General features: G+C 62.9%; 25 protein-coding genes and 1 riboswitch. Of the genes, 13 read left to right on the top strand and 12 right to left on the bottom strand.

Annotation, left to right across the window (positions count from 1 at the left end):
• Window positions 1–5: 5 nt before the first annotated feature.
• Both P0M12_RS00575 and P0M12_RS00570 read left to right on the top strand, forming a co-directional pair.
• Window positions 6–2546 carry a sensor histidine kinase KdpD gene (locus P0M12_RS00575; protein ID WP_058039501.1) on the top strand — a complete coding sequence of 847 codons (2541 nt, stop codon included), beginning with the start codon at window positions 6–8 and terminating at the stop codon, window positions 2544–2546.
• Entirely contained in the window at window positions 2543–3223 is a 681-nt protein-coding gene (locus P0M12_RS00570) for a response regulator (protein ID WP_003944545.1), read from the top strand. Before P0M12_RS00575 ends, P0M12_RS00570 begins: the two co-directional genes overlap by 4 nt.
• Before the next feature lie 9 nt (window positions 3224–3232).
• Here the strand turns inward: P0M12_RS00570 and P0M12_RS00565 are convergent, their stop codons facing one another.
• Both P0M12_RS00565 and P0M12_RS00560 read right to left on the bottom strand, forming a co-directional pair.
• A complete protein-coding gene (locus P0M12_RS00565; RefSeq protein ID WP_054781575.1) occupies window positions 3233–4213 on the bottom strand; it encodes a zinc-binding alcohol dehydrogenase family protein in 981 nt (326 codons plus the stop codon).
• Window positions 4210–4671 (bottom strand): MarR family transcriptional regulator, encoded by a 462-nt coding sequence (locus P0M12_RS00560; protein WP_030536603.1) that lies wholly within the window; start codon window positions 4669–4671, stop codon window positions 4210–4212. Before P0M12_RS00560 ends, P0M12_RS00565 begins: the two co-directional genes overlap by 4 nt.
• 121 nt (window positions 4672–4792) lie before the next feature.
• Between P0M12_RS00560 and dinB the strand changes: the two genes are divergently transcribed.
• Entirely contained in the window at window positions 4793–6091 is a 1299-nt protein-coding gene (gene dinB, locus P0M12_RS00555; protein WP_277377342.1) for a DNA polymerase IV, read from the top strand.
• On the opposite strand, the gene P0M12_RS00550 is transcribed toward dinB, so the two are convergent.
• The gene (locus P0M12_RS00550; protein WP_162113807.1) at window positions 6088–7368 is read right to left on the bottom strand and encodes an LLM class flavin-dependent oxidoreductase; all 1281 of its coding nucleotides are present in this window, start codon (window positions 7366–7368) and stop codon (window positions 6088–6090) included. The genes dinB and P0M12_RS00550 overlap by 4 nt on opposite strands.
• A complete protein-coding gene (locus P0M12_RS00545; protein WP_046379952.1) occupies window positions 7368–8132 on the bottom strand; it encodes a 3-oxoacyl-ACP reductase in 765 nt (254 codons plus the stop codon). Before P0M12_RS00545 ends, P0M12_RS00550 begins: the two co-directional genes overlap by 1 nt.
• 17 nt (window positions 8133–8149) lie before the next feature.
• A riboswitch (TPP riboswitch) is annotated at window positions 8150–8243 on the bottom strand.
• A gap of 138 nt (window positions 8244–8381) precedes the next feature.
• Between P0M12_RS00545 and P0M12_RS00540 the strand changes: the two genes are divergently transcribed.
• Window positions 8382–8816, top strand: a complete 435-nt coding sequence (locus tag P0M12_RS00540; protein ID WP_054781580.1) for a DoxX family protein — start codon at window positions 8382–8384, stop codon at window positions 8814–8816.
• 102 nt (window positions 8817–8918) lie between these two features.
• Complete coding sequence (locus P0M12_RS00535; protein ID WP_003944493.1) at window positions 8919–9908, top strand: diiron oxygenase; 990 nt, start codon at window positions 8919–8921, stop codon at window positions 9906–9908.
• Here the strand turns inward: P0M12_RS00535 and P0M12_RS00530 are convergent.
• Window positions 9905–10654 carry a TetR/AcrR family transcriptional regulator gene (locus P0M12_RS00530; protein ID WP_003944575.1) on the bottom strand — a complete coding sequence of 250 codons (750 nt, stop codon included), beginning with the start codon at window positions 10652–10654 and terminating at the stop codon, window positions 9905–9907. The two genes, P0M12_RS00535 and P0M12_RS00530, sit on opposite strands and share 4 nt — an antisense overlap.
• Window positions 10655–10750: 96 nt before the next feature.
• On the opposite strand from P0M12_RS00530, the gene recO reads away from it, so the two are divergent.
• The 3 genes from recO to P0M12_RS00515 are packed head-to-tail and all read left to right on the top strand — an operon-like array spanning window position 10751 to window position 12760.
• On the top strand, window positions 10751–11566 hold the full coding sequence (gene recO, locus P0M12_RS00525; RefSeq protein ID WP_029255636.1) for a DNA repair protein RecO: 816 nt from the start codon (window positions 10751–10753) through the stop codon (window positions 11564–11566).
• Window positions 11523–12341 (top strand): isoprenyl transferase, encoded by an 819-nt coding sequence (locus P0M12_RS00520; RefSeq protein WP_003944543.1) that lies wholly within the window; start codon window positions 11523–11525, stop codon window positions 12339–12341. The genes recO and P0M12_RS00520 overlap by 44 nt, the downstream gene beginning before the upstream one ends.
• Entirely contained in the window at window positions 12338–12760 is a 423-nt protein-coding gene (locus P0M12_RS00515; RefSeq protein WP_019749000.1) for a YbjN domain-containing protein, read from the top strand. Before P0M12_RS00520 ends, P0M12_RS00515 begins: the two co-directional genes overlap by 4 nt.
• Window positions 12761–12765: 5 nt before the next feature.
• On the opposite strand, the gene P0M12_RS00510 is transcribed toward P0M12_RS00515, so the two are convergent.
• Entirely contained in the window at window positions 12766–13197 is a 432-nt protein-coding gene (locus P0M12_RS00510) for a Fur family transcriptional regulator (protein WP_003944514.1), read from the bottom strand.
• A gap of 11 nt (window positions 13198–13208) precedes the next feature.
• The gene (locus tag P0M12_RS00505; RefSeq protein ID WP_223257795.1) at window positions 13209–13496 is read right to left on the bottom strand and encodes a metalloregulator ArsR/SmtB family transcription factor; all 288 of its coding nucleotides are present in this window, start codon (window positions 13494–13496) and stop codon (window positions 13209–13211) included.
• A 294-nt stretch (window positions 13497–13790) separates the two neighbouring features.
• On the opposite strand from P0M12_RS00505, the gene P0M12_RS00500 reads away from it, so the two are divergent.
• Window positions 13791–15182 carry a glycine--tRNA ligase gene (locus P0M12_RS00500; RefSeq protein WP_003944491.1) on the top strand — a complete coding sequence of 464 codons (1392 nt, stop codon included), beginning with the start codon at window positions 13791–13793 and terminating at the stop codon, window positions 15180–15182.
• Window positions 15183–15276: 94 nt separating this feature from the next.
• On the top strand, window positions 15277–15858 hold the full coding sequence (locus tag P0M12_RS00495; protein WP_064074761.1) for a dihydrofolate reductase family protein: 582 nt from the start codon (window positions 15277–15279) through the stop codon (window positions 15856–15858).
• Here P0M12_RS00495 and P0M12_RS00490 read toward each other — a convergent pair.
• Together P0M12_RS00490 and P0M12_RS00485 are read right to left on the bottom strand one after the other, a co-directional pair.
• Complete coding sequence (locus P0M12_RS00490) at window positions 15833–16324, bottom strand: MepB family protein (RefSeq protein ID WP_054781578.1); 492 nt, start codon at window positions 16322–16324, stop codon at window positions 15833–15835. The two genes, P0M12_RS00495 and P0M12_RS00490, sit on opposite strands and share 26 nt — an antisense overlap.
• A gap of 48 nt (window positions 16325–16372) precedes the next feature.
• Window positions 16373–16738, bottom strand: a complete 366-nt coding sequence (locus tag P0M12_RS00485) for a nuclear transport factor 2 family protein (RefSeq protein WP_054781579.1) — start codon at window positions 16736–16738, stop codon at window positions 16373–16375.
• A 231-nt stretch (window positions 16739–16969) separates the two neighbouring features.
• Between P0M12_RS00485 and P0M12_RS00480 the strand changes: the two genes are divergently transcribed.
• Entirely contained in the window at window positions 16970–17683 is a 714-nt protein-coding gene (locus P0M12_RS00480) for a helix-turn-helix transcriptional regulator (protein WP_277377338.1), read from the top strand.
• Here the strand turns inward: P0M12_RS00480 and P0M12_RS00475 are convergent.
• A complete protein-coding gene (locus tag P0M12_RS00475; protein ID WP_003944487.1) occupies window positions 17658–18395 on the bottom strand; it encodes a polyprenol monophosphomannose synthase in 738 nt (245 codons plus the stop codon). The genes P0M12_RS00480 and P0M12_RS00475 overlap by 26 nt on opposite strands.
• A gap of 99 nt (window positions 18396–18494) precedes the next feature.
• Complete coding sequence (locus P0M12_RS00470; RefSeq protein WP_030536592.1) at window positions 18495–20561, bottom strand: TPM domain-containing protein; 2067 nt, start codon at window positions 20559–20561, stop codon at window positions 18495–18497.
• A 180-nt stretch (window positions 20562–20741) separates the two neighbouring features.
• Between P0M12_RS00470 and P0M12_RS00465 the strand changes: the two genes are divergently transcribed.
• Together P0M12_RS00465 and P0M12_RS00460 are read left to right on the top strand one after the other, a co-directional pair.
• Entirely contained in the window at window positions 20742–21320 is a 579-nt protein-coding gene (locus P0M12_RS00465) for a YdcF family protein (protein WP_128638009.1), read from the top strand.
• A gap of 5 nt (window positions 21321–21325) precedes the next feature.
• Window positions 21326–22624: a deoxyguanosinetriphosphate triphosphohydrolase gene (locus P0M12_RS00460; protein WP_007731110.1), complete on the top strand. Its 1299-nt coding sequence runs from the start codon at window positions 21326–21328 to the stop codon at window positions 22622–22624.
• A gap of 13 nt (window positions 22625–22637) precedes the next feature.
• On the opposite strand, the gene P0M12_RS00455 is transcribed toward P0M12_RS00460, so the two are convergent.
• Window positions 22638–24188: a serine/threonine-protein kinase gene (locus P0M12_RS00455; protein WP_277377335.1), complete on the bottom strand. Its 1551-nt coding sequence runs from the start codon at window positions 24186–24188 to the stop codon at window positions 22638–22640.
• Window positions 24189–24253 lie beyond the last annotated feature (65 nt).

Here is a 24253-nt window from a genome sequence, read left to right as displayed (position 1 = left end):
GTCACGTGAGTTCTTCGGAGAAGGTCGGTCAATCTTTCGGTAGGGCACGCAAACGTGGTGAATTGCGTATCTACCTCGGCGCTGCGCCCGGCGTCGGAAAGACCTTCGCGATGCTCGGTGAGGCTCATCGGCGTCGAGATCGTGGCTGTGACGTGGTCGCGGCCGTCGTGGAGACACACGGCCGCGCCCGCACCGCGGCGCAGATCGGAGACCTCGAAATAGTGCCGCCCAAGCTGGTGGATTATCGCGGAACACGGATGCCGGAACTGGACGTCGAGGCCGTGTTGGCTCGGCGTCCGGCCCTTGTCCTGGTGGACGAGTTGGCACATACCAACACGCCAGGGAGCAAGAATCACAAGCGCTGGCAGGACGTACAGGAACTGCTCGAAGCCGGGATCGACGTTCTGTCCACGGTCAACGTGCAACACCTCGAAAGCCTCAACGACGTTGTCGCGCACATCACCGGCGTGGTTCAGCAGGAGACGGTTCCGGACGCGGTAGTGCGTAGTGCGGCGCAGGTCGAGCTGGTCGACATCACCCCGGAGGCGCTGCGCCGCAGACTTTCTCACGGAAACGTGTATTCACCGGAACGGGTCGATGCGGCCTTGGGCAATTACTTCAGACGCGGAAACCTCACGGCGCTACGCGAACTGGCTCTGCTGTGGGTGGCCGATCAGGTGGACGCCGCACTGGCGAAATACCGGGCCGAGAACAAGATCACCGATACCTGGGAAGCGCGCGAGCGTGTCGTCGTTGCCGTGACCGGGGGACCGGAGTCGGAAACCCTGGTACGACGCGCATCTCGAATCGCGTCGAAGTCGAGCGCCGAGCTGATGGTGGTCCACGTCGTACGCGGTGACGGACTCACCGGAGTCTCGGCCCCCGAGATGGGCAAGGTGCGCGCGTTGGCTGTCGGAGTCGGCGCCACGCTTCACACTGTTGTCGGTGACGACGTACCGTCGACGCTCCTCGAGTTCGCGCGTGAGGAGAACGCCACACAGTTGGTGCTGGGAACGTCGCGGCGTTCCCGCCTGGCTCGCATCCTCGACGAGGGGATCGGCGCTGCGGTGGTTCAGCAGTCCGGTGGTATCGACGTTCACATGGTCACGCACGAGGAAGCGACGGCGCGACGACGCATTTCGGTGCTGGGGCGCTCGGAGCGCCGGGTCCTGTCGTGGATTGCGGCGATCGTCGTGCCTTCGCTCGCGGCCGCGATCATGGGTCTCGTCGACCGAATCTCCGGGGTCAACGGCGAGAACGCGCTGTTCTTCGTCGTGGTCGTTCTGGTCGCCCTCCTCGGCGGCGTCGGCCCGGCGATATTGTCGGCCCTGATCTCGGGACTGCTGCTCAATTACTTCTTCACCGATCCGCGGTACAGCTTCACCATCGCCGAACCTGACAACTTCATCACCACTGTCGTGCTGTTGATCGTGGCTGTGGCAGTTGCCGTTCTGGTCGACGCCGCAGCAAAGCGCGCCCGCGAGGCGAAGCGCGCATCCGAGGAAGCCGAACTGCTCACACTGTTCGCGGGATCAGTTCTCCGCGGAGCGGATCTGTCGACACTTCTGGCGAAGGCACTCGAAATCTATCGCCAGCGAGGGGTTTCCGTCATTCATCACGACGACGGAGTCATCGCCGCCGTGGGTACGCAGCCGCCGACCACGGACGACGAAGCGGATACGGTCTGTGAGGTCAACGACGGGGAATACGCGCTGTTGTTGGCTGGGCCCGACCTGAGTGCGCGGGATCGACGAGTGCTGACGGTGGTGGCTCACCAAGCAGTTGGGATGATCCGCCAGGAGAAACTGACAGTCGAGGCGAGCAAGGCTGCCGCGCTCACCGAGGCTGATCAACTGCGTCGAGCCCTGCTGTCAGCGGTAAGCCATGACCTGCGAACGCCTCTCGCCGGAGTGAAGGCGGCGGTGTCGAGTCTGCGCAGCGACGACATCGAGTTCTCGCCCGAAGACACCGCTGAATTGTTGGCAACCATCGAGGAGTCGGCGGATCAGTTGACGGCACTGGTCGGGAACTTGCTCGACTCGTCCCGCCTTGCCGCCGGGGTGGTGAAACCCACGCTCCGGCCGGTGTATCTGGACGAGGTGGTTCACCGCGCGTTGCTGGGCCTCGGCATCGGTGGACGCTCGGATTCGCGGGCTCGAAGTGTAGTCGTCGACGTGGGTACCGTTGCAGTGCAAGCAGATCAAGGTCTGCTCGAGCGGGTGATTGCGAACATCGTCGACAACGCTCTGCGCTACGGGGGAGAAACCCCGGTGCGCGTCGGGGCGGCGCAACTCGGTGATCGTGTGGTGATCAGTGTTGCCGATACGGGCCCAGGTGTTCCGCGAGGTGAGGCCGAAACGATGTTCCAGCCGTTCCAACGGATGGGAGATCGCGACAACACCGGCGGAGTGGGCCTCGGACTTTCCGTGGTGCGCGGGTTTGTCGATGCGATGGGCGGAACGGTCAGCGCCACAGACACACCTGGTGGGGGATTGACGATGATCGTGGAGTTGGCTGCGGCCGGTACGAATGGGAATGGATCATGAGTCGAATCCTGGTAGTGGACGACGAACCGCAGATTCTGCGAGCTCTGCGTATCAATCTTTCGGTGCGCGGGTACGAGGTGGTGACCGCGTCGACGGGCGCCGGTGCCTTGCGGGCTGCTGCCGAGCGTCCACCGGACGTCGTGGTACTCGATCTCGGACTGCCCGACATGGACGGCACCGAAGTGCTTGCCGGCCTGCGTGGCTGGTGCACGGCGCCGGTCATCGTGCTGTCGGCGCGCACGGATTCCGCGGACAAGGTCGAGGCTCTCGACGCCGGTGCGGACGACTACGTCACCAAACCCTTCGGGATGGACGAGTTTCTGGCCCGCGTGCGCGCTGCGGCGAGGCGGGGAACCTCCGCGGCGGACACTTCGGAACCGTCGGTCGAGACCGCGTCCTTCACGGTGGACTTGGCTGCGAAAACAGTGAGTCGGCGCGGTGAACAGGTGCACCTGACTCCGACCGAGTGGGGCATGCTCGAGATGCTTGTGCGCAACCGCGGAAAGCTGGTCGGGCAGAAGGAGTTGCTTCGGGAAGTGTGGGGACCGGCGTACGACACCGAGACCCACTATCTGCGTGTCTACCTGGCTCAACTTCGTCGGAAGCTCGAGGATGACCCGGCGAACCCCAAGCATCTGATCACCGAGGCAGGAATGGGTTATCGATTCGTGGTGTGAGAAGCCAGGTCAGAGCACAACTACCAATTTGCCACGTGCCGTACCGGCTTCCATCTTGGCATGTGCTCGCGCGATGTCCTCGAACGCGAACACCTCGTCGATCGGTGCCACCGCCTCGCCTGACGCCACAGCGGAGAGGAAGTCTTGCAGTACGCCGGCAGGCAGGTCGGACGCGTCCCCACCGTACGAGGTCAATCGCACTCCGCGTGGAATGTAGTCGATCGGATAAAAGTCTTTGACTGTCCACTCGTTGGACAGCATTCCCGTGAAACACACGGTGCCGTGAACGCGGGTCGCGCGCAACGTGTCGGGAAGTGTTGGTGTTCCGACCAATTCGAGGGCCAGATCAACACCGCCCGGGAGGATGTCTCGAACCTGGCCGGCCACAGCACCGTCGTCGACGATAACGTGGTCAACCCCGATCGCGGTCAACGACGACGCTTTGTTCGCATCTCGGGTGGTCGCAAGGACAGTGAGTCCCCACTGCTTCGCCAGGACTGCGGTTGCCATGCCGACCGAGGAGGTTCCTCCCCGGATCAACAGGGATTGACCGGATTTCGCGTCCAGTCCTACCGTCAGCGAGCCGTAGGACGTCTGCAGCATCTCGGGAACAGCTCCCACTGTCGACCAGTCCAGTTCGCTCGAGAAGGGAACGACCTGACTGACGGGAACGCACGTGTACTCGGCATAACCGCCGTCGAACGTCCTCCCCATCCCACCCATCATGGCGGCGACTTGCCGGCCTTCGGTGAGCTCCCCGCCGGGGCAGTTCACCACTTCGCCGACGGCCTCGATGCCCAGCACCCTCGGGAATGTCACGCCTTCGGCGAGGCCGAGGCGGGTGTGAAGTTCGGATCGATTGAGGCCGAAAGCCTTCACCCGGACCAGTACCCAGCCCGCAATCGGCACGGGTATCGGAATCACTTTGATAGTCAATGCTTCTGGCGGGCCGGGGGCGTCGAGCACGATTGCGCGCATTGTGTCGGTCATGCTTTTTCCTTCGTGGTCGGTGTCAGGTTTCGATTGGCTTCACGCAGCGTGGCCAGTGTGGCGCCGAATCGATCGAGAGCGTCGGGCGTCAGCACGGAACCGAGACGGCGCTCCAATTCGTCGTCGAACGTTGCCTTCGCCCGCCGCAACAGCTCATTGCCCTCGGGAGTCAACTCGATGAGTGAGGATCGTTTGTCGGTGGGATTGGATTTTCGACGGCAGTGTCCAGCCGCTTCGATTCGATCCACCAGCTTGCTCGTGCCACCGACGGTGATCGCGAGGGCCTCGGCGATGTCGAAGACCCGACAGGAGCCGAGCCTGTCGATGATCTGCATCGGCTCGAATCGACTCAGTGGCAGGTCGTGCTCGATTCGGAGTCGCTGGTCGACGGCCGTCCACAGTTCGGTTTCGAAGCGGACGAGGTTGTCGAAGTGCCTGCTCAGGGCTGATCTGGTCAAGAGCAGACTCCGAACCGATATGCATTCCGTGGAATCATTTTCTCACCGTACGCCCGATTCGTGATTAATTCCATGGAATCTATTTGCGGCCTTTCATTGTGTCGGTGGCGCATGGGAACATATGTTCGTGTCGCATGAACCGCTGGATCAAGAAACGCCAGGTAATCGCCCTGGCGGTGCTCGTTCCGGCGGTAATCATTCTGGCGGTAGTCGGTCCACAGGTGACGCAACAATCCTGCATGCGGACCTCGATTCGTTCTACGCATCAGTCGAGCAACGCGACGACCCGACTCTGGCCGGCAGGCCGGTCATCGTCGGTGGTGGGGTGGTCTTGGCGGCAAGCTACGAGGCCAAGGCGTTCGGGGTTCGCACAGCCATGAGCGGTGGTCAGGCCCGATCACTGTGTCCTCAGGCGATAGTCGTCCCTCCGCGAATGTCGGCGTACTCGCAGGCGAGCAAAGACGTGTTCGACGTCTTTCACGACACGTCGCCGCTGGTCGAAGGAATCTCCATAGACGAGGCCTTTCTCGAGGTCGGCGGGCTCGCCAAGATCGTGGGAAACCCGCTGCAGATCGGAGCCAACCTCAGACGCGATGTGGCCGAGCAGGTCGGACTACCGATCACGGTCGGAATCGCACGCACCAAGTTCCTGGCCAAGGTCGCCAGTGCATTCGCGAAACCCGACGGATTGCTGCGAGTGCCGCCGGAGGGCGAGACCGAGTTCCTGCATCCCTTGCCGGTCGAGAAGCTGTGGGGCGTCGGCAAGATCACGGCCCAGAAGCTGCGAAACTTCGACATCGTGACGGTGGGTGACATCGCTCGGCACGACGAATCCTCGATCGTCTCGATTCTCGGGGGCGGCGCCGGTCGCCATCTCTACGCACTCTCACACAATCGAGATCCGCGCCCCGTCCGCGCCTATCGTGGCCGCAGTTCGATGGGTGCTCAGCATGCGCTGGGTCGCGGATCCCATCCCCGCGCAGAACTCGATGCGTCGTTGATGTCCCTTGTCGACCGTGTCAGTCGACGCATGCGTTCGGCGCAGCGGACGGGGCGCACGGTCACGCTCCGGCTCCGCTTCGCGGATTTCACGCGGGCAACTCGATCTCACACGCTGCGCCGGTCCACCGCCGACACAGCGGAATTGCTGAACGCCTCGATGGTGCTGCTGGACGAAGCGATACCGATGATCGCGGACAAGGGCATCACGTTGATCGGCGTCGCTGTCTCCAACCTGGATCGGGACGGCGCCGAACAACTCGAATTGCCCTTCGACGGTCCAGGATTCGCGGGTCCGGACACTGCCGCCCTCGACTCGGCAATGGACAGTGTCCGGAAGAAGTTCGGCTCCGCGGCCCTCACGAGGGGAGTGCTCCTGGGACGCGATCCGGATCTGTCGGTGCCGCTACTGCCGGACTAGGTGAGGTTTTCTCGCAGAGTCGCTCCCTCGTATTCGCGACGGAACAACCCACGCGCCTGCAGCACTGGAATCACGTGATCGACAAAATCTTCCAGGCCCTGCGGATAGGTCGGCGGCATCAGATTGAAACCGTCGGCACCGCGGCCGTTCAACCAGGATCCCATCTCGTCGGCAATCGACTCCGGTGTTCCGATCATCGTTGCGTGACCACCACCCGCAGCGAGCGTCCCGAGGAGTTCCCGCACAGTCGGTGCGTCCTTCTCGACGATCCGCAAAATAGTGGCGTAGCGTCCCTGCGGCCCGGTGAACGCTTCGAGTGAAGGCAACGGGGGCACGGGCCCGTCGAGATCCCAGTTCTCGCAATCCTGTCCGGTGAACAACGAGAGTTGGCGTATCGACTGTTCGGTGGGCAGCAGGAGATCGAGTTCGGCCTTCTTCGCCCTGGCCTCGGCGACGGTGCTGCCGACGTAGGTGACCAGTCCCGGCATCACGGCGACAGAGTTCGAATCCCGGCCGGCTCGCTCGATTCTCGATTTCACGTCCGCGTAGTAGGCCTGTGCGCTGGGTAAGTCGTAGGCAACCGAATAGATTGCCTCGGCGCGACGCGCCGCCAGATCGCGGCCCTGCTCGGACGCCCCGGCCTGGAACAACACCGGCCGGCCTTGCGGGGAGCGCGGAACCGTCAACGGCCCGTCCACCCGAAAATGTTTGCCGTCGTGATCGATTCGAGAAATCCTGTTTGCGTCGGCAAAACGCCCCGACCGGTCGAGAATCAGCGCGTCTTCCGACCATGAATCCCACAATGCGAGGGCCACTTCGACAAATTCGTCGGCTCGTTCGTATCGGGATGCGTGATCGGGCATCGCCTCGAGTCCGTGGTTGCGCGCCTCCTGGTCGAACATCGAGGTCACGACGTTCCAGCCGGCCCGTCCGCCGCTGATGTGGTCGAGCGAGGCCAACAGTCGCGCCGCGTGAAACGGCGTGTAGAAAGTGGTGGAAATGGTGGTCACCAGGCCGATGTCCGCTGTCGCTCGTGCCATGGCAGTCAATGCGGTGATCGGCTCGAGAAACCACGACGCACCCGACTCGGGTTCGCGAACACTGTGACCGTCAGCGAAGAAGACGGCGTCCAGCTTGCCGCGTTCGGCGATCTGGGCGAGCGACTCGTAATACGTTATGTCGCCGAGACTTTCGACCGGTGAGTCGCGATGACGCCATGCCGCACTGTGATGTCCGCAACCGAGCAGGAACGTACCTATCCGCAGCTGTGCGCCCATCAGTTCTTGACGAGTCCGCCGTCGACAACCAGGTTCTGGCCGGTCACGGCCCGCGACCATGGGGAGGCGAAAAAGAGTGCAGCGTCGGCAAATTCGTCCGGCGTGGTGACTCGGCGCAGGGGAGTGCTTGCCGCGATCATGTCGAACACGGCTTCCGGTGTTGCGGCGCTCGCATCGGTGGTGCGGAGCAAGCCGCCCGAGACCATGTTGACTGTGATCCCGTCCGGACCGAGGTCGGCGGACAGCGTCCGTGTCAGTGCCAACAGTGCGGCCTTGGCAGCGGTGTAGTCGTGGTACGGAACTACCGGATTCTGGACCAGATTGGTTCCGACAGTGATGATTCGGCCGAAGCCGAGTTCGCGCATGCCTGGTAGCGCTGCCTGGGTGGTATTGAGTGTTCCGGCAACAGCTCCGCGTAGTTGAGAGTCGAAGTCGGCCCAGGTGATCGTGTCCGCGTTCGGCCGTGCATCGCCGTTGAACGAGAAGTCGACCAGTGCATTGTCGACCACGGTCGAGATCGGTGCGTCGAATCTCTCGCGTGCAGCGGAGAACAACTGGTCGACGGAACTGCGGTCCGTCACGTCCGCCTGGACTGCGAAGGTGCGATCCTCACCCAGTTCGGCGACCAGGGCCTCGGCGGCATCGCGGCTCTTGTTGTAGTTCACGATTACGCGGGCGCCCGAGCGGGAGAATGCTCGGCTCAGTGCGGCGCCGAGCCCGCGGGCGCCACCGGTGATCAGAACGATCTGCTCGTCGAGGTTCAATGCGCGCTGAAATTGCTGTTCGGTCACGTCGACATCCCTCCGCCAGTGCTAACTGGTCAGGTTCATCGGGTCTGATCTCAGCCGACTTTTTCGGCACCCCGTGTCACCGTCCATCAGACCACGTGAGGTGAATCGTCCTGAACGCCGGGTGCGTTGTAACGGCCGGCGCGATGAGTTTTCGATCGCGCGGGAGTCGTAATTGCAAGCGAAGTGGCAACCGGCCGCTCGCCTTCGCCCCAGGAGATTCCGATGACCACCCAGCCCGTCCACACTGTTTCCGGTAACGCCACGACGACGACACCTTCGGCCACGGCTCGCAAGCTCGGATACGTCCTGAGTGGGCTGTTCGTCGTTTTCATGCTCTTCGACGGCATCATCCACATTCTCAACCTTCAGACAGTCAAGGATGCGTCGGCTGAACTTGGGTTGCCGGACTCGCTGGCATTGACGGCTGGGGTGGTGCAACTGATCTGCCTTGCGCTGTACGTGATTCCGCGAACGTCGATACTCGGCGCGATTCTGCTCACCGGTTACCTGGGGGGAGCGGTGTTGACCAACCTTCGAGCTGAACAGCCTCTGCTGAGCACGACCCTGTTTGCCGTCTACACCGGAATCGTCATGTGGGCGGGACTGTATCTCCGGGACGAGAAGGTTCGCGAGATCATCCCGCTGCGTCGGGCCTGAAATAGGCCCCGAGGGGGTTGCGTGGGACGCGGTGTCCCATTATGTTTGACCTCATTCAAGTCCGTCGACTGCAATCGACGGACTGGCCGTGAGGAGACACCGATGGCTCGGTCAGCGTCGATCGAAGTGGAAAAGCCGTACCACCAGGTACTGCAGACTTTGTCCGAGGGCTCAGTTGCCCGCAGTTTCGATCCCTATCTCGACATCGACTGGGATTCACCAGAGTTCGCGATCGATCCGCATGATCCGAGATGGGTGCTCTCGTCCGTGTCGGACCCCCTCGGGGCGACGCAGTGGTACCAGGATCAGTCGTTGGAGCGTCGAATCGCCATGGGAATGTGGCGTCAGGCGAACGTGACCAAGGTGGGTTCGGCCTTCGAGAGCATCTTGATCCGGGGAATGCTGCAATACATCATGGCGCTACCCAACCAGTCGCCTGAGTTTCGGTACTGCCTGCACGAGATGACCGAAGAGTGCAATCACATCCAGATGTTCCAGGAACTCGTCAATCGCATGGACATCGACGTGCCGGGTATGCGTCCGATGTTCCGGCGACTGTCGCCGATCATCGGAGTGCTGGGAGCAAAGTTCCCGGTCATCTTCTTCATCGGCATTCTGGCTGGTGAAGAACCGATCGACCACTTCCAGAAGGATCTCATCCGTGAGGGTAAGGACACGCCGCCGGCGATGCTCCGCACCATGGAGATCCACATCGCCGAAGAAGCGAGACACATCTCGTTTGCTCACGAGTTCCTGCGCAATCACGTCCCCAGACTCAGTCGTACGAGTCGAGCCATCACATCGGTCGCCTTCCCCGGCGCGATGCGTTGGCTTGCGGGTGAAATCATGTCACCGCCAAAGGAATTCGCCGAAGAATTCGGAATCCCGGACGAGGTGATGAAGAGCGCCTTCTGGGGGAGCCCGCATTCACGCCGCATCCTGGGTAACTACTTCGGCGAAATGCGAGCCCTGGCAGACGAACTCGGATTGATGAATCCGGTGTCGAAGCGTGCGTGGCGAAAGCTGCGCATCGACGGCGACTACGCCCGCTACCGCGGCGAGCCGAAGCGTTCCGACAAGACCCGGATCTAGTCCGGCCGCGAAGTTCCTCCGTCGGAGGACACCAGCTCGGCTATGAGCGTGGACAATTCGACATGGGGATCGATCTGTAGTCCGCTCGAGCGGGCAACGCCGTCGAACATGTACCAGGTGTATTTCGCGAGGTCGGCGACGATCTCTTCGCGGCTCGGTTTCGGATCGGTGCTTCGGACCCAGTGGGTGAGCGTGCCCTCGACCATTGTCACCACTGCGAACGGTAGTGAATCGAAGGGTGAGGAGTCGATCCCCACGGATCGACCGACTTCGGTGATAGTGGTGCGGGCGGAGTCGGCGATTGTGGCCTTCAGACTGCTGATCGCGTCGATGCTCTCGTCGTCGTAGTCGGTGGGGCCGGTACCCATGAACTCGTGAATCCGCGGATGCTCGGTGATCCACTCGGCGACGGCGCTGATGGTTCGGGTCAGGATCTGGTCGAGAGTGCCTACCGAAATGCTCATCGAAGCATCCAGGGCCGCCGCAAATTGGCCGAGCACAAACGCTCGCACTCGTCGATCGAGGTCGTCTCGGCCGCTGAATTGGCGGTACACCACCGACTTGGCGAGGCCGGCACGATCGGCGATCTGCTGGACGGACACCTCGGCACCTGCCGCACGCTCTTCGATCAGTTCGACCGCCGAGGTGAGTATCCGTTTCTGACGCTCGGAGTTGTGTCGCTCCCACCGCGCTTCGCGACCGGTCAACTCTGCAGTGACAGGTTGCACAATTGCGTCGCTCGGCATCGCGCCAGTCTATCCGGACGGACCTGCCGTGTTTCCGACTTGTCATCGGGCGCGGCATCGGGATCGGTCGTCGGTACAACGTGGGACACTGGTCGAGTGAGGTTGTATCGAGACACGGCGGTGGTGCTGCGCCTGCACAAACTGGGCGAAGCCGACCACATCGTCACGTTGCTCACCCGTCAGTTCGGGTTGGTACGTGCCGTGGCCAAAGGTGTCCGCCGAACCACCTCCAAATTCGGTGCCAGACTCGAACCGTTTGCTCACATCGACGTGCAACTACTTCCGGGCAAGAATCTCGACATCATCACTCAGGTGCAGACGGTCGACGCATTCGCCACCGACATCGTCGACGACTACAGCCGGTACACCACGGCCTGCGCCGTACTCGAAACTGCCGAGCGGTTGGCCGGCGAGGAACGCGCGCCGGCCCCGCAGCTTCAGCGATTGACGGTGGGAGCACTGCGTGCGATCGCCGAGCAGGCACGACCGGTCGAGTTCGTGCTCGACGCGTTCTTGTTGAGAGCCATGGGCTATGCGGGTTGGGCGCCTGCCCTCGAAGAGTGCGCCCGCTGCAGTGCTCCTGGACCGCACCGGGCCTTTCATGTCGCCGCAGGCGGAGCCGTGTGTACCTATTGCCGCCCGGCGGGTGCTGCGACGCCGTCGCCCGGAGTGCTCGACTTGATGGAAGCCCTGCTCCGAGGGGAGTGGGAGGGTACCGATTCGGCGCCCGCGACGCTGCGGACGCAAGCCAGCGGACTGGTCGCGGCACACCTGCAGTGGCATCTCGAGCGCCAATTGCGGACGTTGCCGCTGATCGAGCGTTCGAGGCCGCATGCAGCCGTCGAGGTCGACTTGCCCGTGAGGCAGGATGGAACACGTGATTCGACGACGCGAACCGCGAACTCCGCTTGATTCTGCTGCTGACCGGGTGATCCGACCACCGGACCCACATCCGTCCGGGGCGACCCCGCCGATCCTGCAGACCGAACTGATCCCGCGCCACGTCGCTTTGGTGATGGACGGCAACGGACGATGGGCGCAGGAGCGCGGTCTGCCCCGAACCGCCGGGCACGAACGCGGCGAAGCTGTCCTGATGGACACCGTCTGCGGGTGCATCGAGATGGGTGTCGAGTGGCTCTCCGCTTACGCCTTCTCCACCGAGAACTGGAAGCGCAGTCCCGACGAGGTTCGATTCCTGATGGGCTTCAACCGTGATGTCATCCGCCGTCGACGCGACGAGATGAACGAAATGGGTGTGCGTGTTCGCTGGGCCGGTCGTAAGCCACGCCTGTGGGCCAGCGTGATCAAGGAACTCGAGATCGCCGAAGAACTGACCAAGAACAACACCGTCATGAACTTGACCATGTGTGTGAACTACGGCGGCCGGGCCGAAATTGCCGATGCGGTAAAGGAAATCGCGAAGCGTGTCGCGGCCGGTGAGATCAATCCGGACAAGATCACCGAGGCGACGGTTGCCAAGTACCTCGACGAACCCGACATGCCCGACGTCGATCTCTTCCTGCGTCCGTCGGGGGAACAGCGGACGTCCAATTTCTTGATCTGGCAATCCGCCTACGCCGAAATGGTGTACCAGGAGAAGCTGTTTCCCGATTTCGACCGCCGCGACCTTTGGGCCGCCTGCGTCGAGTACGCCTCACGTGACCGTAGATTCGGTGGCGTCAAATGACAGGGGAGAACATGACCGACACCACCGACGAAGCAGCCCGCCTACAAGAACGCGCGGCCGCCTCGCTGGCGCATTTCGTGACGGTCGATGTGGCTGCCGACGGATCACTGGGTTTCCAGTACTCCGGCGCGCTGTGTTCCATCCAGGCGATGAATCTGTCCGAGGGTCTGGACGTGCTGTCCATGACGTGCGTTCTCGCATGGGACCGACCGGTCAGCGCGGCACTGCATCGCAAGGTGGCCGAGCGAAATCGCACCATCCAATTCGGCTCCATCGCGGTGTTCGGCCACGGCAGTCTGGCGGACGTCATCCTGCGTTACACGTTCCCTGCCGCCGGACTGGACGACGAGGCACTGACCACGATGTTGCTACTGGCGCTCACCGGTGCCGATACCGCCCGGCAGGGTTTGATTCCCTGACGCTCTCAGGCGGCGGCGCAGTCGCGGCAGGTGCCGAAGATCTCGACGGTGTGACTCACTTCGGTGAAACCGTTGTCCTCGGCGATGGTCTGTGACCACTGCTCGACCGTCGGGCCCTCGACCTCGACGGTGAATCCGCAGTTGCGGCACACCAGGTGATGGTGGTGCCCGGAGGAGCAGCGTCGGTAGACGGACTCACCTGTGTCGGTGCGTAGGACGTCGATGGTTCCGGCGTCGGAGAGTGCCTGCAGCGTGCGGTAGACGGTGGTCAGGCCGATGCCTTCACCTCGCTTGCGCAGTTCGTCGTGCAATTCCTGTGCCGACTTGAATTCGTCGATGTCGTCGAGCAGGGCGGAGATGGCGCTGCGCTGTTTCGTGGAACGAACGCCGACTGTGGCCGGTCCACGTTTCGAGGTCGTACTGCCCGGGGTGTTCATGCGGTGGAATCTCATCCTTCTTCGGCGTGGGCGACAGCGTCGACGACGATGTGTGCAAGGTGATCGTCGACGAGTCGATAGAGAACTTCTCGTCCGTTGCGCTCGCCGCGGACGACGCCCGCTGCTTTGAGTACGCGCAGATGCTGGCTGATGAGTGGCTGAGTGACACCGAGAGCTCCGACGAGTTCGTGAACGCAACGCTCCGACTCGTGCAACTGAAGCACGATCGCGATCCGAACGGGTGCAGCGAGCGCCCGCAGAATTTCGCCGGCGGCCGCCAGGGTTTCCTTGGGCGGCACGGGCGCGGGCGGTGCGGCTTCGAACGGGTCGTGCGTGTGTCCGAGGTCGGAATGATCATGGCTTTTGTGGAGATCGCCGGTATCCGCAATGCTCACAGCGAGGCTCCTTCGAGGGGTAGATCATGATGTCCGGGCATAGCCATCTCACCACATTATTGCAAATCACTTTCATTTTGATATGCACAAGTATGCATGTCAACCTTGGACGGAAGTGCGTGGCAGCCGCCAGATAGGCTGATGGTGCGAAAAGCGCACGAAAATCATGCATCTATTACCCAGATGGAGAGCAATCGAGTGGCACCCAAGTCCAAGATCGAAGCCGTTGTCAATCTCGCCAAGCGGCGAGGCCTGGTCTACCCGTGCGGTGAGATCTACGGCGGTACCAAGTCCGCATGGGACTACGGCCCATTGGGTGTCGAGCTCAAGGAGAACATCAAGCGCCAGTGGTGGCGCAACATGGTCACCAGCCGCGAGGACGTCGTCGGCCTCGACTCGTCGGTGATTCTGCCCCGCGAGGTGTGGGTCGCGTCCGGTCACGTCGGTGTCTTCAACGACCCGCTCGTCGAGTGCCTCAACTGTCACAAGCGTCACCGTCAGGATCACCTGCAGGAGGCGTACGCGGAGAAGAAGAAGCTCGACAACCCGGACGACGTCTCGATGGATGTCATCGGTTGCCCCGATTGCGGCACCGTCGGCCAGTGGACCGAGCCGCGCGACTTCAACATGATGCTCAAGACGTACCTCGGCCCCGTCGAGAGCGAAGAGGGCATGCACTACCTTCGCCCCGAGACCGCACAGGGCATCTTCGTGAACTTCGCCAACGTGCTGACCACCTCGCGTAAGAAGCCGCCGTTCGGCATCGGCCAGATCGGCAAGAGCTTCCGCAACGAGATCACCCCCGGCAACTTCATCTTCCGCACCCGTGAGTTCGAGCAGATGGAGATGGAATTCTTCGTCAAGCCGGGCGAGGACGAGCAGTGGCATCAGTACTGGATCGACTACCGCCTTGACTGGTACACCGGCCTCGGTATCAACAAGGACAACCTGCGTCTGTACGAGCATGCGCCGGAAAAGCTTTCGCACTACTCGAAGGGCACGACCGACATCGAGTACCGCTTCCACTTCCAGGGCAGCGAATGGGGCGAGCTCGAAGGTATCGCGAACCGTACCGACTTCGATCTCTCGACGCACTCCAAGCACTCGGGCACCGAGCTGAACTACTACGACCAGACGACGGGCGAGCGGTACACGCCGTACGTCATCGAGCCGGCGGCCGGTCTCACGCGTTCGCTGATGGCCTTCCTGGTCGACGCCTACACCGAGGACGAGGCGCCCAACTCCAAGGGCGGCGTCGACAAGCGCACAGTGCTCCGCCTGGATCGCCGACTCGCTCCCGTCAAGGCTGCCGTTCTGCCGCTCTCGCGTAACGCGGACCTGACGCCGAAGGCCAAAGATCTTGCAGCGCAGCTGCGTCAGAATTGGAACGTCGAGTTCGACGACGCCGGCGCCATCGGTCGTCGTTACCGTCGCCAGGACGAGATCGGCACACCGTTCTGCATCACGGTCGACTTCGACACTCTCGAAGACCAGGCTGTGACGGTGCGTGAGCGTGACTCCATGGCGCAGGAACGCGTCGCCCTCGATCAGGTGGAAAGCTACCTGGCCGCACGGCTGATCGGCTCCTGATTCTCGTTCGAAGCTGACGGGCGGTCCTTCTCAATCGAGAAGGACCGCCCGTTTTCTCTTTCCCCGATGGTCCTTCAGGCGCAGGATCGAAGTTATGAGAAAACTCAGCGTGACCAACAGCGTGACTCTCGACGGTGTCATGCAGGCGCCCGGTGGGCCGGACGAGGACCGTCGTGGCGGATTCGAGCACGGTGGGTGGGCAGCACCCTTCAACGATTCCGTCATGGCGCAGAAGATGGGGGAGGGGATGGCGAAGAAATCGGCGTTGCTGTTCGGTCGCAGAACTTACGAAAACTTCGCCTCGTACTGGCCGTTTCAGACCGACAATCCGTTTACCGAGGTGCTCGACAACACGCAGAAGTACGTAGCGTCAAGGACTTTGGGTGAACCGCTGCCGTGGAAGAACTCGACCTTGTTGAAAGGTGATGCCGCCGAAGCGGTCGCCACGCTCAAGGAAAGTGAGGGCCCGGATCTGGTGATTCTGGGCAGCGGCGACTTGATCACGTCCTTGGCCGAGCGACGTCTCGTCGACACCTACACTCTGCTGATACATCCGCTGGTTCTCGGAACCGGGCGCAGATTGTTCCCCGACGGAGCTGCGCTCGCTCAGTTCACCCTCACCGACAGCGTCCCCACGACAACAGGCGTCATCATCGCGACGTATCAGTTGAGCTGAACACAGTTGAGCTGAACACAGTCGAGCTGAGTACATCAGGGAACTCGCCGAAATGCCGGATCTGCCAGCGCTGAGTTCTGACTGCTTGCGCGCTGGTCGGCGTAACCCAGGGTGCATAGACCCGGACAGCGCGCTTACCGCCGGAGAAGTTCGTCGAGACGATGTCGTGTTCGACGAGGGTTTCGACGGGAAAGACGAAGTGCCCCGAATGCTCTTCGTCGTATACCTTCACCACGAACAGCATCACGCGGTCGCTGGCGTCGAAGGGGCGGATGGGCCCGGCCTCGGAACGGCGCCACAGTGTGACGAACTGACCGAGCTTGGTCGGCGTCGTCTTGGCGGTTCGATAGACGGTGGGAAGGCCGTTGACGGTCAGCGTGTGAGCGTCGTACTCAGCACCCTCGGACTCGGGAATCGGTGTGGACCAGGTAAATCCGTCGGCGTTCATCGGCACCGATGATGCCACGAACCACCGACAACCTTCGTGACGAACGCTGTCGGTGGTAGTCCCGATTCAGGCCGAAGGCACCTTGTCGAGAAACCCGAGGACAAGCGTCACCCGGCCGTCGTCGTCGCGTTCGAGTACGTCGAATCCGTCGATCAGTGACTCGGCCCCCGACGGGCCGAGAGCCCAACCGAATCGGGCCTGTCGGTGATGCGCGTCCACAGGTCCGACGAGGGTGAAGTGCATGCCCGGAAATTGTTGCTGCACAGCGTTGATCATCGCGTCGATCTGATCGTGTCCGGTGACGTCCGCGAGCGGATCGGTGTAGCGACCGCCGGGTGCGAACAATTGCTCGACCCGTGCTTTACGGGCGGTGGTATCGGTTTCGTTCCACATGTCGATGTAGGCGTCGGCGATTGCGTCGAAGTCGCTCATGGTCGCTCCCTTGATCAGTTTCCGGTGGTGAATGTCCGGCGGCCTCGCCGGCTGAGACCACTGTTCCTCCGAAACTGCGTCGGGTCGATTACCTCTGAGGTCATGGCCTCGGCTACCTCGGGTCGCTAACTTGAAAGAATGACCTTCGAGACGATGGACGTGGGCTCCGAACTCAAGCGGTGGCGGGAGCGGCGAAGGCTCACTCAGTTGGGACTCTCGGCGGCGGCATGAGTGTCGACCAGGCATCTGAGCTTCATCGAAACCGGCCGCTCCAAGCCGAGCCGGGACATGATTCTTCACCTGTCCGAATGTCTGGATGTTCCTCTACGACAACAGAACACGCTTCTGCTGGCAAGTGGCCACGCGCCGGAGTACTCGCAGAAGTCGTTGGCAGAAGCGCCGATGTCAGCGGTGAGTGAGGCCATCGATCGCATCATCGACGCGCATGACCCGTATCCGGCCGTGGTGGTCGATCAGCAGTGGGAGATGGTCGCCGGGAACCAGGCCGTGGGAATTTTGACCGCGGGCGCCGCTGATTTCCTCCTGGAACCACCGGTGAACGTATTGCGTCTGAGCTTGCATCCCGAGGGCATGGCGCCGCGGATCGTGAACCTCGCGCAGTGGCGGGCCCACCTGCTCACAAGGCTGGCTCGGGAAGTGGAGGTCAGTGCGGATGTGCAGCTGTCGTCGTTGCTCGACGAGCTGCGCGCCTATCCGAGCGGCGGAGACTGGCACGACGACCGCGCGAATTCCCTGCTGGTTCCGTTGCGTGTACGCGTCGGCGATACCGAACTGGCGATGTTCAGCACCACCACCGTGTTCGGTACGCCGCGCGACGTCACGCTCGCAGAGATTGCGATCGAATCGTTCTACCCGTCGGACACGCAGACGGCCGACTACTTTCGATCGGCCGCCGAGGTCACAGGGACTTCTTGCCGAACTTGAGCTTCCACGGCACCAGAGCAGACTCCAACTGAACCGAGAGACTCATCTTGGAGACGCCTTCGGTGCGCTCCTCGAAGCGGATGGGCGTTTCGGCGATCTTCATGCCGCGCTGAACAACTCGGTAGTTCATCTCGACCTGGAACGCGTAGCCGTTGCTCTGCACCGATTCGACGTCGATGTCGCGCAAGGTCTTTGCATGCCACGCCTTGAAGCCGGCGGTCGCATCCTTGACGTGCAGTCGCAGAATGGCGTTGACGTAGAAGTTCGCCCAGGCGGACAAGGCCTTGCGGTGCCACGGCCAGTCGCCGGCGACTGCGCCGCCTTCGACGTAGCGGGAGCCGAGAACGACTGCCGCATCGGTAGTGGTGAGGATCTCGATCATGGCGGGGATCGCTTCGGACGGGTGCGAGAGATCTGCGTCCATCTGAATGACGATGTCTGCGTTCTCCGCCAGAGCCCGGCTCATGCCCGCGACGTAAGCACGGCCGAGACCGTCCTTGACCGTGCGGTGAAGCACTCCGACCGGGATGGGACCATCGATACCCAACTTGTCCGCAACCTCGCCCGTTCCGTCGGGGGAGTTGTCATCCACCACGAGGACGTGCAGGTTCGGGATCTTCAACGCGGCGAGGCGATCGACGAGCTTTGGCAGGTTCTCACGCTCGTTGTATGTGGGTACAACGACGGTTATCTGCGGGGCGACGCTTTCCATAACACCTTCGTATGATCTGTGATCCCGACTTGCCGGATGAAGCGTACGACGAGTGCGGTCGTGAACAAAGTAGGGATTTTACTACCTCGACGGGATCCGTCAGAACCGGCCGCCGCCGCCTCGACTGGTTCGGCCGCCGCCCCCGCCGCCGAAACCACCGCCGCCGCCACCGCGACCGGAGCGTCCGCTGCTGCTCGGTCCGCCGTACGAACGGGGCCCTCCGCCACCTCGCAGAATGCTGTTGATCAGGATGCCGCCGAGGATCGCTCCTGTCGCATCGCCACCGCCGCCACGGGGTCGTTGGTTTGCTTCCCAGGTGTTGACGTCGTTCTGCGCGGCGCGAAGTGAGTGCGTCGCCAAGGTGGTCGCGGCCTGGGCGTGTTGCAGCGCCTTCGACGGATCCGAGGCCTGCAATTGCTGGGCCGCCTGCAGGTGCCGCTGAGCCTCGGCGTAGCGAGTGCGCGCCTCCGCTCCGATCGCGCCGCGTCTGGTTCCGAGGAAGTCGCCTGCAGCGGTCACCTGAGCCTGTGCGGCCAGAATGTCCTGGGCGAGGCGCTGCTGTGCACGTTCGAGCTGCTGCTTCTGCTCCTGAGCGTCGGCAAGAAGCGCGTCGAGTTGGGCGTCGGCTGCGACGATCTGGTTGAAGGCTGTCAGCGGATCGCTGTCCTTCGACGTCTGAGCATTCGCCAACGCTGCCTGGGCTGCGGCCTTCGCGTCCGCCAACTTCTGCCCGCCTTGCGCCAGGTAAGCGTCCGCAGCGGTGATGCCCTGCTGGACGTCGTCCATCGCGGACGGAAGTGTCGCGATGGCGTTTCGGATGTCGTCGGCGGCGTGATCGACGCCGTCGAGTAGCTTGCGTGCCTGATCGAGGGCGGCTTCGGCCGTGCGAATCGCAGTGACGGCAGCGCCTTGCTTACCGGCCGGCAGTGCCGTCGCGTCTCGTCCTTCCTCGATCGACTTCTCGGCGAGCGTCAGGCGCTCACTCGCCATCGTGACGTTGTTCACGACCGATGCCAGCGTCGGCGCGGGGAATTGATCCTTCAATTTGGTCAGAATCGCCTCGGATTCGGGCAAGCGCACGCTGAGAGAAACAACACTCTGCGTCAACGCATCGAGACGGGCGGGGGCGTTGATGAGAAGGTCGCGAAGCCCGTCGAACTCCTCGACGCGAGCTTCGAGTTCTTGGTCGGCTCGACCGCACGAGGAAATGATGTCGATCAGCATCTGGCGGCGTTGATCGGGAGTTTCCGGGATGGCGTCGTCGAGTCGCTGCCTGATCGCGAAGGCTTCGGCGAGGGTGGCCTTGGCCTTGTCGAATGCTGCCGAGAACGGTGCGACGGCGGAATCTCCGAACTCGCTGCGGGCCAGATCGAGTTCCTCCTGGCTGCCGGCGATCGCGTTGTCCGTCTCGACGAGGATCTCCTTCGCGCGTTCGTCGAGCGTTGGCAGCGGGAGTGCATTGAGGCTGGCGATGTCGTCGGGGGAGATGTTCTTCGCGGCTTCGACGCTTGCCTTGTTCTTGTCGTTCTTGCGCTTGCGTGAGTACAGGACCACGCCGCCCGTCCCGACCACCACAGCGCCGCCCGCGATGAGGAGTGTTCCGACTCCCATTCCGCCGCTCGTGTTGTTCGCGTCGCCGAGTGCGCCGGCCGCGGCAATCGCCGCGCCGGTCCAATCATCCTCGGCGAGAGCCGGTTCCACCGCGTCGGTATTGATCGATTCGATGTCGGAATCCGTGATGTTGCTCAGCTCAGCGGGCACATCGAGGTAGTAAGCACGCTCCGCCGTGGCAACTGCAAGCAGGACGGATTTGGTACTCAGCGTCGACTTCGTGGCTGTCTGCTGCGCCCACGCCTGGCCACCCAGGTTGTTGAAATCGGGGACGAACGCGACCCACAGATCGATCTGGTGGTCCTCGCCGAGTTGATCGATCGCGGCTTGTATGTCGCTGCGTTGCCCGGCGTCGAGAACCCCGGAGGTGTCGGTGATGTGATTCGGCAACACCATCGGGGCGTCCGCCGAGGCGAGCGCAGGACTGAAGACGAGCGCCAGCAGAGCGAAAATCGCAGCGACGGCGGCGGCGCTTCCCCGACGGCGAACGGGTCGGGTGATTGTCCGACTCTGCTCTACCGAGGACAACTGCGAGAAGTGTGGTGCGAGGGCCATGACGCAAATCTATCCGTTGTGGCGCGTCGGCATCGGAGGTGATCGCCGCGAACTGGCAGAATTGCGGGAGTGAAACCTGCTTTCGGTAACCGCCCCCACGACCCATCACCCTCACGGGCGGGCGGCTTCGGGGCAGGATTGGCTCGCTGGACGCGCCGACTGATCGCCGGTGCCGTGTTGATGGCCGTGGTTCTGGTCGGGGGTACTGCGTTCCGGGTGTGGCAGGTGGCGCGCATCGACGACACGCGGCCGGCCGACGCGATAGTCGTTCTGGGCGCGGCTCAGTATTCCGGCACTCCGTCGTCCGTCTTCGAGGCCCGACTCGAGCAGGCGTACAAGCTGTACAAGCGCGGAGTGGCGCCGCAGATCATCACTGTCGGCGGCAAACAAGAAGGTGACGAGTACACCGAAGCGGCGTCGGGAAAGATGTATCTGACCGATCGCGGAATTCCTTCGAGTGCGATCACCGCGGTGGAGACCGGTTCGGACACACTGCTCAGTATCGACGCGGTGAGCGCCGAGATGTCCTCGCAGGGAATCAATTCCGCTGTCCTGGTCAGTGACCCGTGGCACTCCTTGCGAACGCGGACGATGGCCCGCGACACAGGACTCCAGGCGTGGACCGCACCTACTCGTCAGGGCCCGGCTGTCTTCACCCGCGAATCCCAGTTGCACGGAATCGCTCGCGAAACCGGCGCGCTGCTCTGGTATCAGCTCACGCACTTCTCGGCAGACTTCCCCTACACGGCAGGGCAATAGAGACCATGACAGCTCACACCACCTACGGAGGCGGCACCTACTCCGAACACGACCTCGAACGTCGTGTCGTCGAGGCGCCGAAGCGAGCGGGGTTGCCGGGTTCGCAGATCGCAGCGGCGCAGCATCGTTCGGACTTCTCGCGAGATCGGGCGCGTGTCCAACACTCCGCGGCTTTGCGGCGCTTGGCCGACAAGACCCAGGTTGTCGGCCCGCGCGACGGTGACACACCTCGCACGCGGTTGACGCACTCGATGGAGGTCGCACAGATCGGGCGAGGGATCGCCGACGGACTCGGTTGCGATCCGGACCTGGTGGACCTCGCCGGTCTCGCGCACGACATCGGGCACCCACCGTACGGTCACAACGGCGAGAAGGCCCTCGACGAAGTCGCCAAGGACTGCGGAGGTTTCGAGGGCAATGCGCAGAATCTGCGGATCTTGACCAGCCTCGAACCCAAGATCCTGCGCCCCGACGGTCTGAGCGCAGGCCTCAATCTCACCAGGGCGTCACTCGACGCAGCCATCAAGTATCCCTGGACCCGCCCTGAGCCCGGCGCGAAGTTCGGGGCATACGACGACGACGCAGAGGTGCTCGCCTGGGTTCGCGAGGGAGCGCCCGAGCGTCGGCAATGCCTGGAAGCTCAGGTCATGGACTGGGCCGACGACATCGCGTACTCCGTGCACGACGTGGAGGACGGGGTGATCGCAGGCCGTATCGACCTTCGCTCGCTTGCTGATCCGTCCGAGCAGCGCGCACTGGCAGAACTGGGGGCCTCCGAGTTTCGGGGGTTGGTAGTCGACGATCTGATCGACGCCGCTCAACGGTTGTCCGAACTCCCCGTCGTACGCGGGGTCGGAAGTTTCGACGGAACACTCGGAAGTTCCGTCGCGTTGAAGAATCTCACGAGTGAATTGGTGGGTCGCTTCGCCACCGCGGCGATCGCCAGCACCCGGCTGACACACGGTGACCGACCCCTCTCGCGCTATCAAGCCGACCTCGACATACCCGAGGCCGTCGCATCCGAGGTGGCGTTGCTCAAGACCGTGGCGCTGTACTACGTGATGTCCGACGCCGGACACAAAGCGCGTCAGGATCGGCAGCGTGATCGTGTTCATCGCGTCGCGGAATGGCTGCTGGCAACTGCGCCGGCCGGGCTCGATCCGATCCTGCTGCCCGCGTGGGAACGCGCCGCGGACGACGGTGCTCGGGTCCGGGTAGTGGTGGATCAGATCGCGTCGTACACGGAGAGTCGGCTCGAACGGGTGGACAAAGCGAGCCTGGGCGCGCAGGCCAGCTGGGGCTGAGCCACTTACGCCCTCAGCAAGTCATCCGCGTCGACGGGTCGGTAGTGGTATCGAGCCACTTGCCGTAAGCGTCGCCACCTGCTGCGCGAACGTCCTTGCAGATCTTCGACTCGGTGTTCCCGGATTCGCGATACACCGTGTAGATCGCCGTCCCCGAATCGGAGACTTGACGCAGTGACGGGCAGGACTGGTCTGTGCGTAGGTATTTCGAGCCGGGGAACGCGTCGAGGTAGTTCTGGATCTCGCTGGCGTACGTTGCCGGATCGGTGGCATTGGCCAACACCACGATTCCGGTTCCTTTGCATGAGGGGACGGTGATCGGCTTGCTCACCCCGAGATCGCCGTTCTTCGTGGCGGGGTTCGGCGCCCGCGTGGTCGTGGTTGCCTGCTGTCCGGCGGTGGGTAGCGGCTCGAGCTTCGGCGTTCTGACCGGATCCTGAATGGGCGCCAGTGCCGACGTGGCGGTGGAAGCTGCTACAGCGGTTGGTGATTCGGGGCCCGAATTCCCCAGCGTCACCCAGGCCGCCGTGCCTCCTGCGGCCAGAACGAGTGCAATTCCAGCCGCACCGATCGCGATCGGTGCTCGGTTTCGCTTGGTCTTTGTCACGATGTGCGTGTAGTTCCCGTGAGCGGGATTCGCCGTGGTGTAGGTGGGCTGCCCGACGATCGTGGGTTGCAATCCGCCGGCGGCACCGGGGGTGTGGGTCGTCGAGAGGGCCTGCCGCGCTTGGAGTGCGAGCGCTCCCGTAGTCGGATAGCGGTGTGCGGGATCCTTTGCCATGCCGCGAGCCACGATGGCGTCAAGGCCTTGCGGGAGCGACGGAACCGCCAGTGTGGGGCGTGGCGGCGGAGCGTTCAGGTGCGAATTGACCAGATGCTCGATGCTTGTGGTGTTGAAAGGTGTTGTTCCGGTGAGTGATTGGTAGAGGACACAAGCCAGGGAATAGACATCCGCTGCGGCCGTCGGCGTTTCGATTCCGAACCGCTCCGGCGCCATGTATGCATACGAACCGACTGCGCTTCCCTCGGTGGTGATCTTCGTGTCCGTCTGTGAGTATGCGATTCCGAAGTCGACGAGGTAGGCGAAGCCGTTGTTCGTGAGAATGATGTTGTCTGGTTTGACGTCACGATGGATGAGCCCGCGGGCATGGGCGGCGTCCAACGCCGACGCGATTTGCGAGACGATGTCGACGGCTCGTACAGGCGTGAGTCGGCCGAATTCGGTCAACTCGGCTCGCAACGTATGACCTTCGACCAATCGCATGTCGATGAAGAGAACTCCGTCGATCTCGCCCCAGTCGTGCACCGGGATCACGTGCGGTTCGTTCAGGGCGGCGGTGGCGCGAGATTCTCGGCGGAAACGAGCTTGGAATGACGGGTCGGCCGCAAGCTCTCGATGGAGCAACTTGAGAGCGACCAGGCGATCCTTCGAGGTGTCGTACGCCTCGAACACTTCACCCATTCCGCCTCGGCCGAGGAGGCTACGCAACTCGTACACGCCGAATCGGGTTCCTGATCGCCCTTCGTGCGAGCTCGAGGCGTTTTCAGTCATCGTCGGTCCCATCGCTGCGGTGCAGAGTCGGCCATCAACATATCGTTGTCAGGAGGTGCCGGGGGACCGCCTAGACT

Source organism: Rhodococcus sp. RCBS9 (assembly GCF_029457415.1).
Classification (GTDB): domain Bacteria; phylum Actinomycetota; class Actinomycetes; order Mycobacteriales; family Mycobacteriaceae; genus Rhodococcus_F; species Rhodococcus_F qingshengii.
This window is presented reverse-complemented; position numbering and strand designations above follow the sequence as displayed.

Bases quoted from the DNA above. Each gene is read 5' to 3' on its own strand.
- P0M12_RS00570 (WP_003944545.1), top strand. From the start codon at position 2,543: ATGAGTCGAATCCTGGTAGTGGACGACGAACCGCAGATTCTGCGAGCT.
- P0M12_RS00565 (WP_054781575.1), bottom strand. From the start codon at position 4,213: ATGACCGACACAATGCGCGCAATCGTGCTCGACGCCCCCGGCCCGCCA.
- dinB (WP_277377342.1), top strand. From the start codon at position 4,793: ATGTTCGTGTCGCATGAACCGCTGGATCAAGAAACGCCAGGTAATCGC.
- P0M12_RS00550 (WP_162113807.1), bottom strand. From the start codon at position 7,368: ATGGGCGCACAGCTGCGGATAGGTACGTTCCTGCTCGGTTGCGGACAT.
- P0M12_RS00540 (WP_054781580.1), top strand. From the start codon at position 8,382: ATGACCACCCAGCCCGTCCACACTGTTTCCGGTAACGCCACGACGACG.
- P0M12_RS00535 (WP_003944493.1), top strand. From the start codon at position 8,919: ATGGCTCGGTCAGCGTCGATCGAAGTGGAAAAGCCGTACCACCAGGTA.
- P0M12_RS00530 (WP_003944575.1), bottom strand. From the start codon at position 10,654: ATGCCGAGCGACGCAATTGTGCAACCTGTCACTGCAGAGTTGACCGGT.
- P0M12_RS00520 (WP_003944543.1), top strand. From the start codon at position 11,523: ATGGAACACGTGATTCGACGACGCGAACCGCGAACTCCGCTTGATTCT.
- P0M12_RS00515 (WP_019749000.1), top strand. From the start codon at position 12,338: ATGACAGGGGAGAACATGACCGACACCACCGACGAAGCAGCCCGCCTA.
- P0M12_RS00510 (WP_003944514.1), bottom strand. From the start codon at position 13,197: ATGAACACCCCGGGCAGTACGACCTCGAAACGTGGACCGGCCACAGTC.
- P0M12_RS00495 (WP_064074761.1), top strand. From the start codon at position 15,277: ATGAGAAAACTCAGCGTGACCAACAGCGTGACTCTCGACGGTGTCATG.
- P0M12_RS00485 (WP_054781579.1), bottom strand. From the start codon at position 16,738: ATGAGCGACTTCGACGCAATCGCCGACGCCTACATCGACATGTGGAAC.
- P0M12_RS00475 (WP_003944487.1), bottom strand. From the start codon at position 18,395: ATGGAAAGCGTCGCCCCGCAGATAACCGTCGTTGTACCCACATACAAC.
- P0M12_RS00470 (WP_030536592.1), bottom strand. From the start codon at position 20,561: ATGGCCCTCGCACCACACTTCTCGCAGTTGTCCTCGGTAGAGCAGAGT.
- P0M12_RS00465 (WP_128638009.1), top strand. From the start codon at position 20,742: ATGGCCGTGGTTCTGGTCGGGGGTACTGCGTTCCGGGTGTGGCAGGTG.
- P0M12_RS00460 (WP_007731110.1), top strand. From the start codon at position 21,326: ATGACAGCTCACACCACCTACGGAGGCGGCACCTACTCCGAACACGAC.
- P0M12_RS00455 (WP_277377335.1), bottom strand. From the start codon at position 24,188: ATGGGACCGACGATGACTGAAAACGCCTCGAGCTCGCACGAAGGGCGA.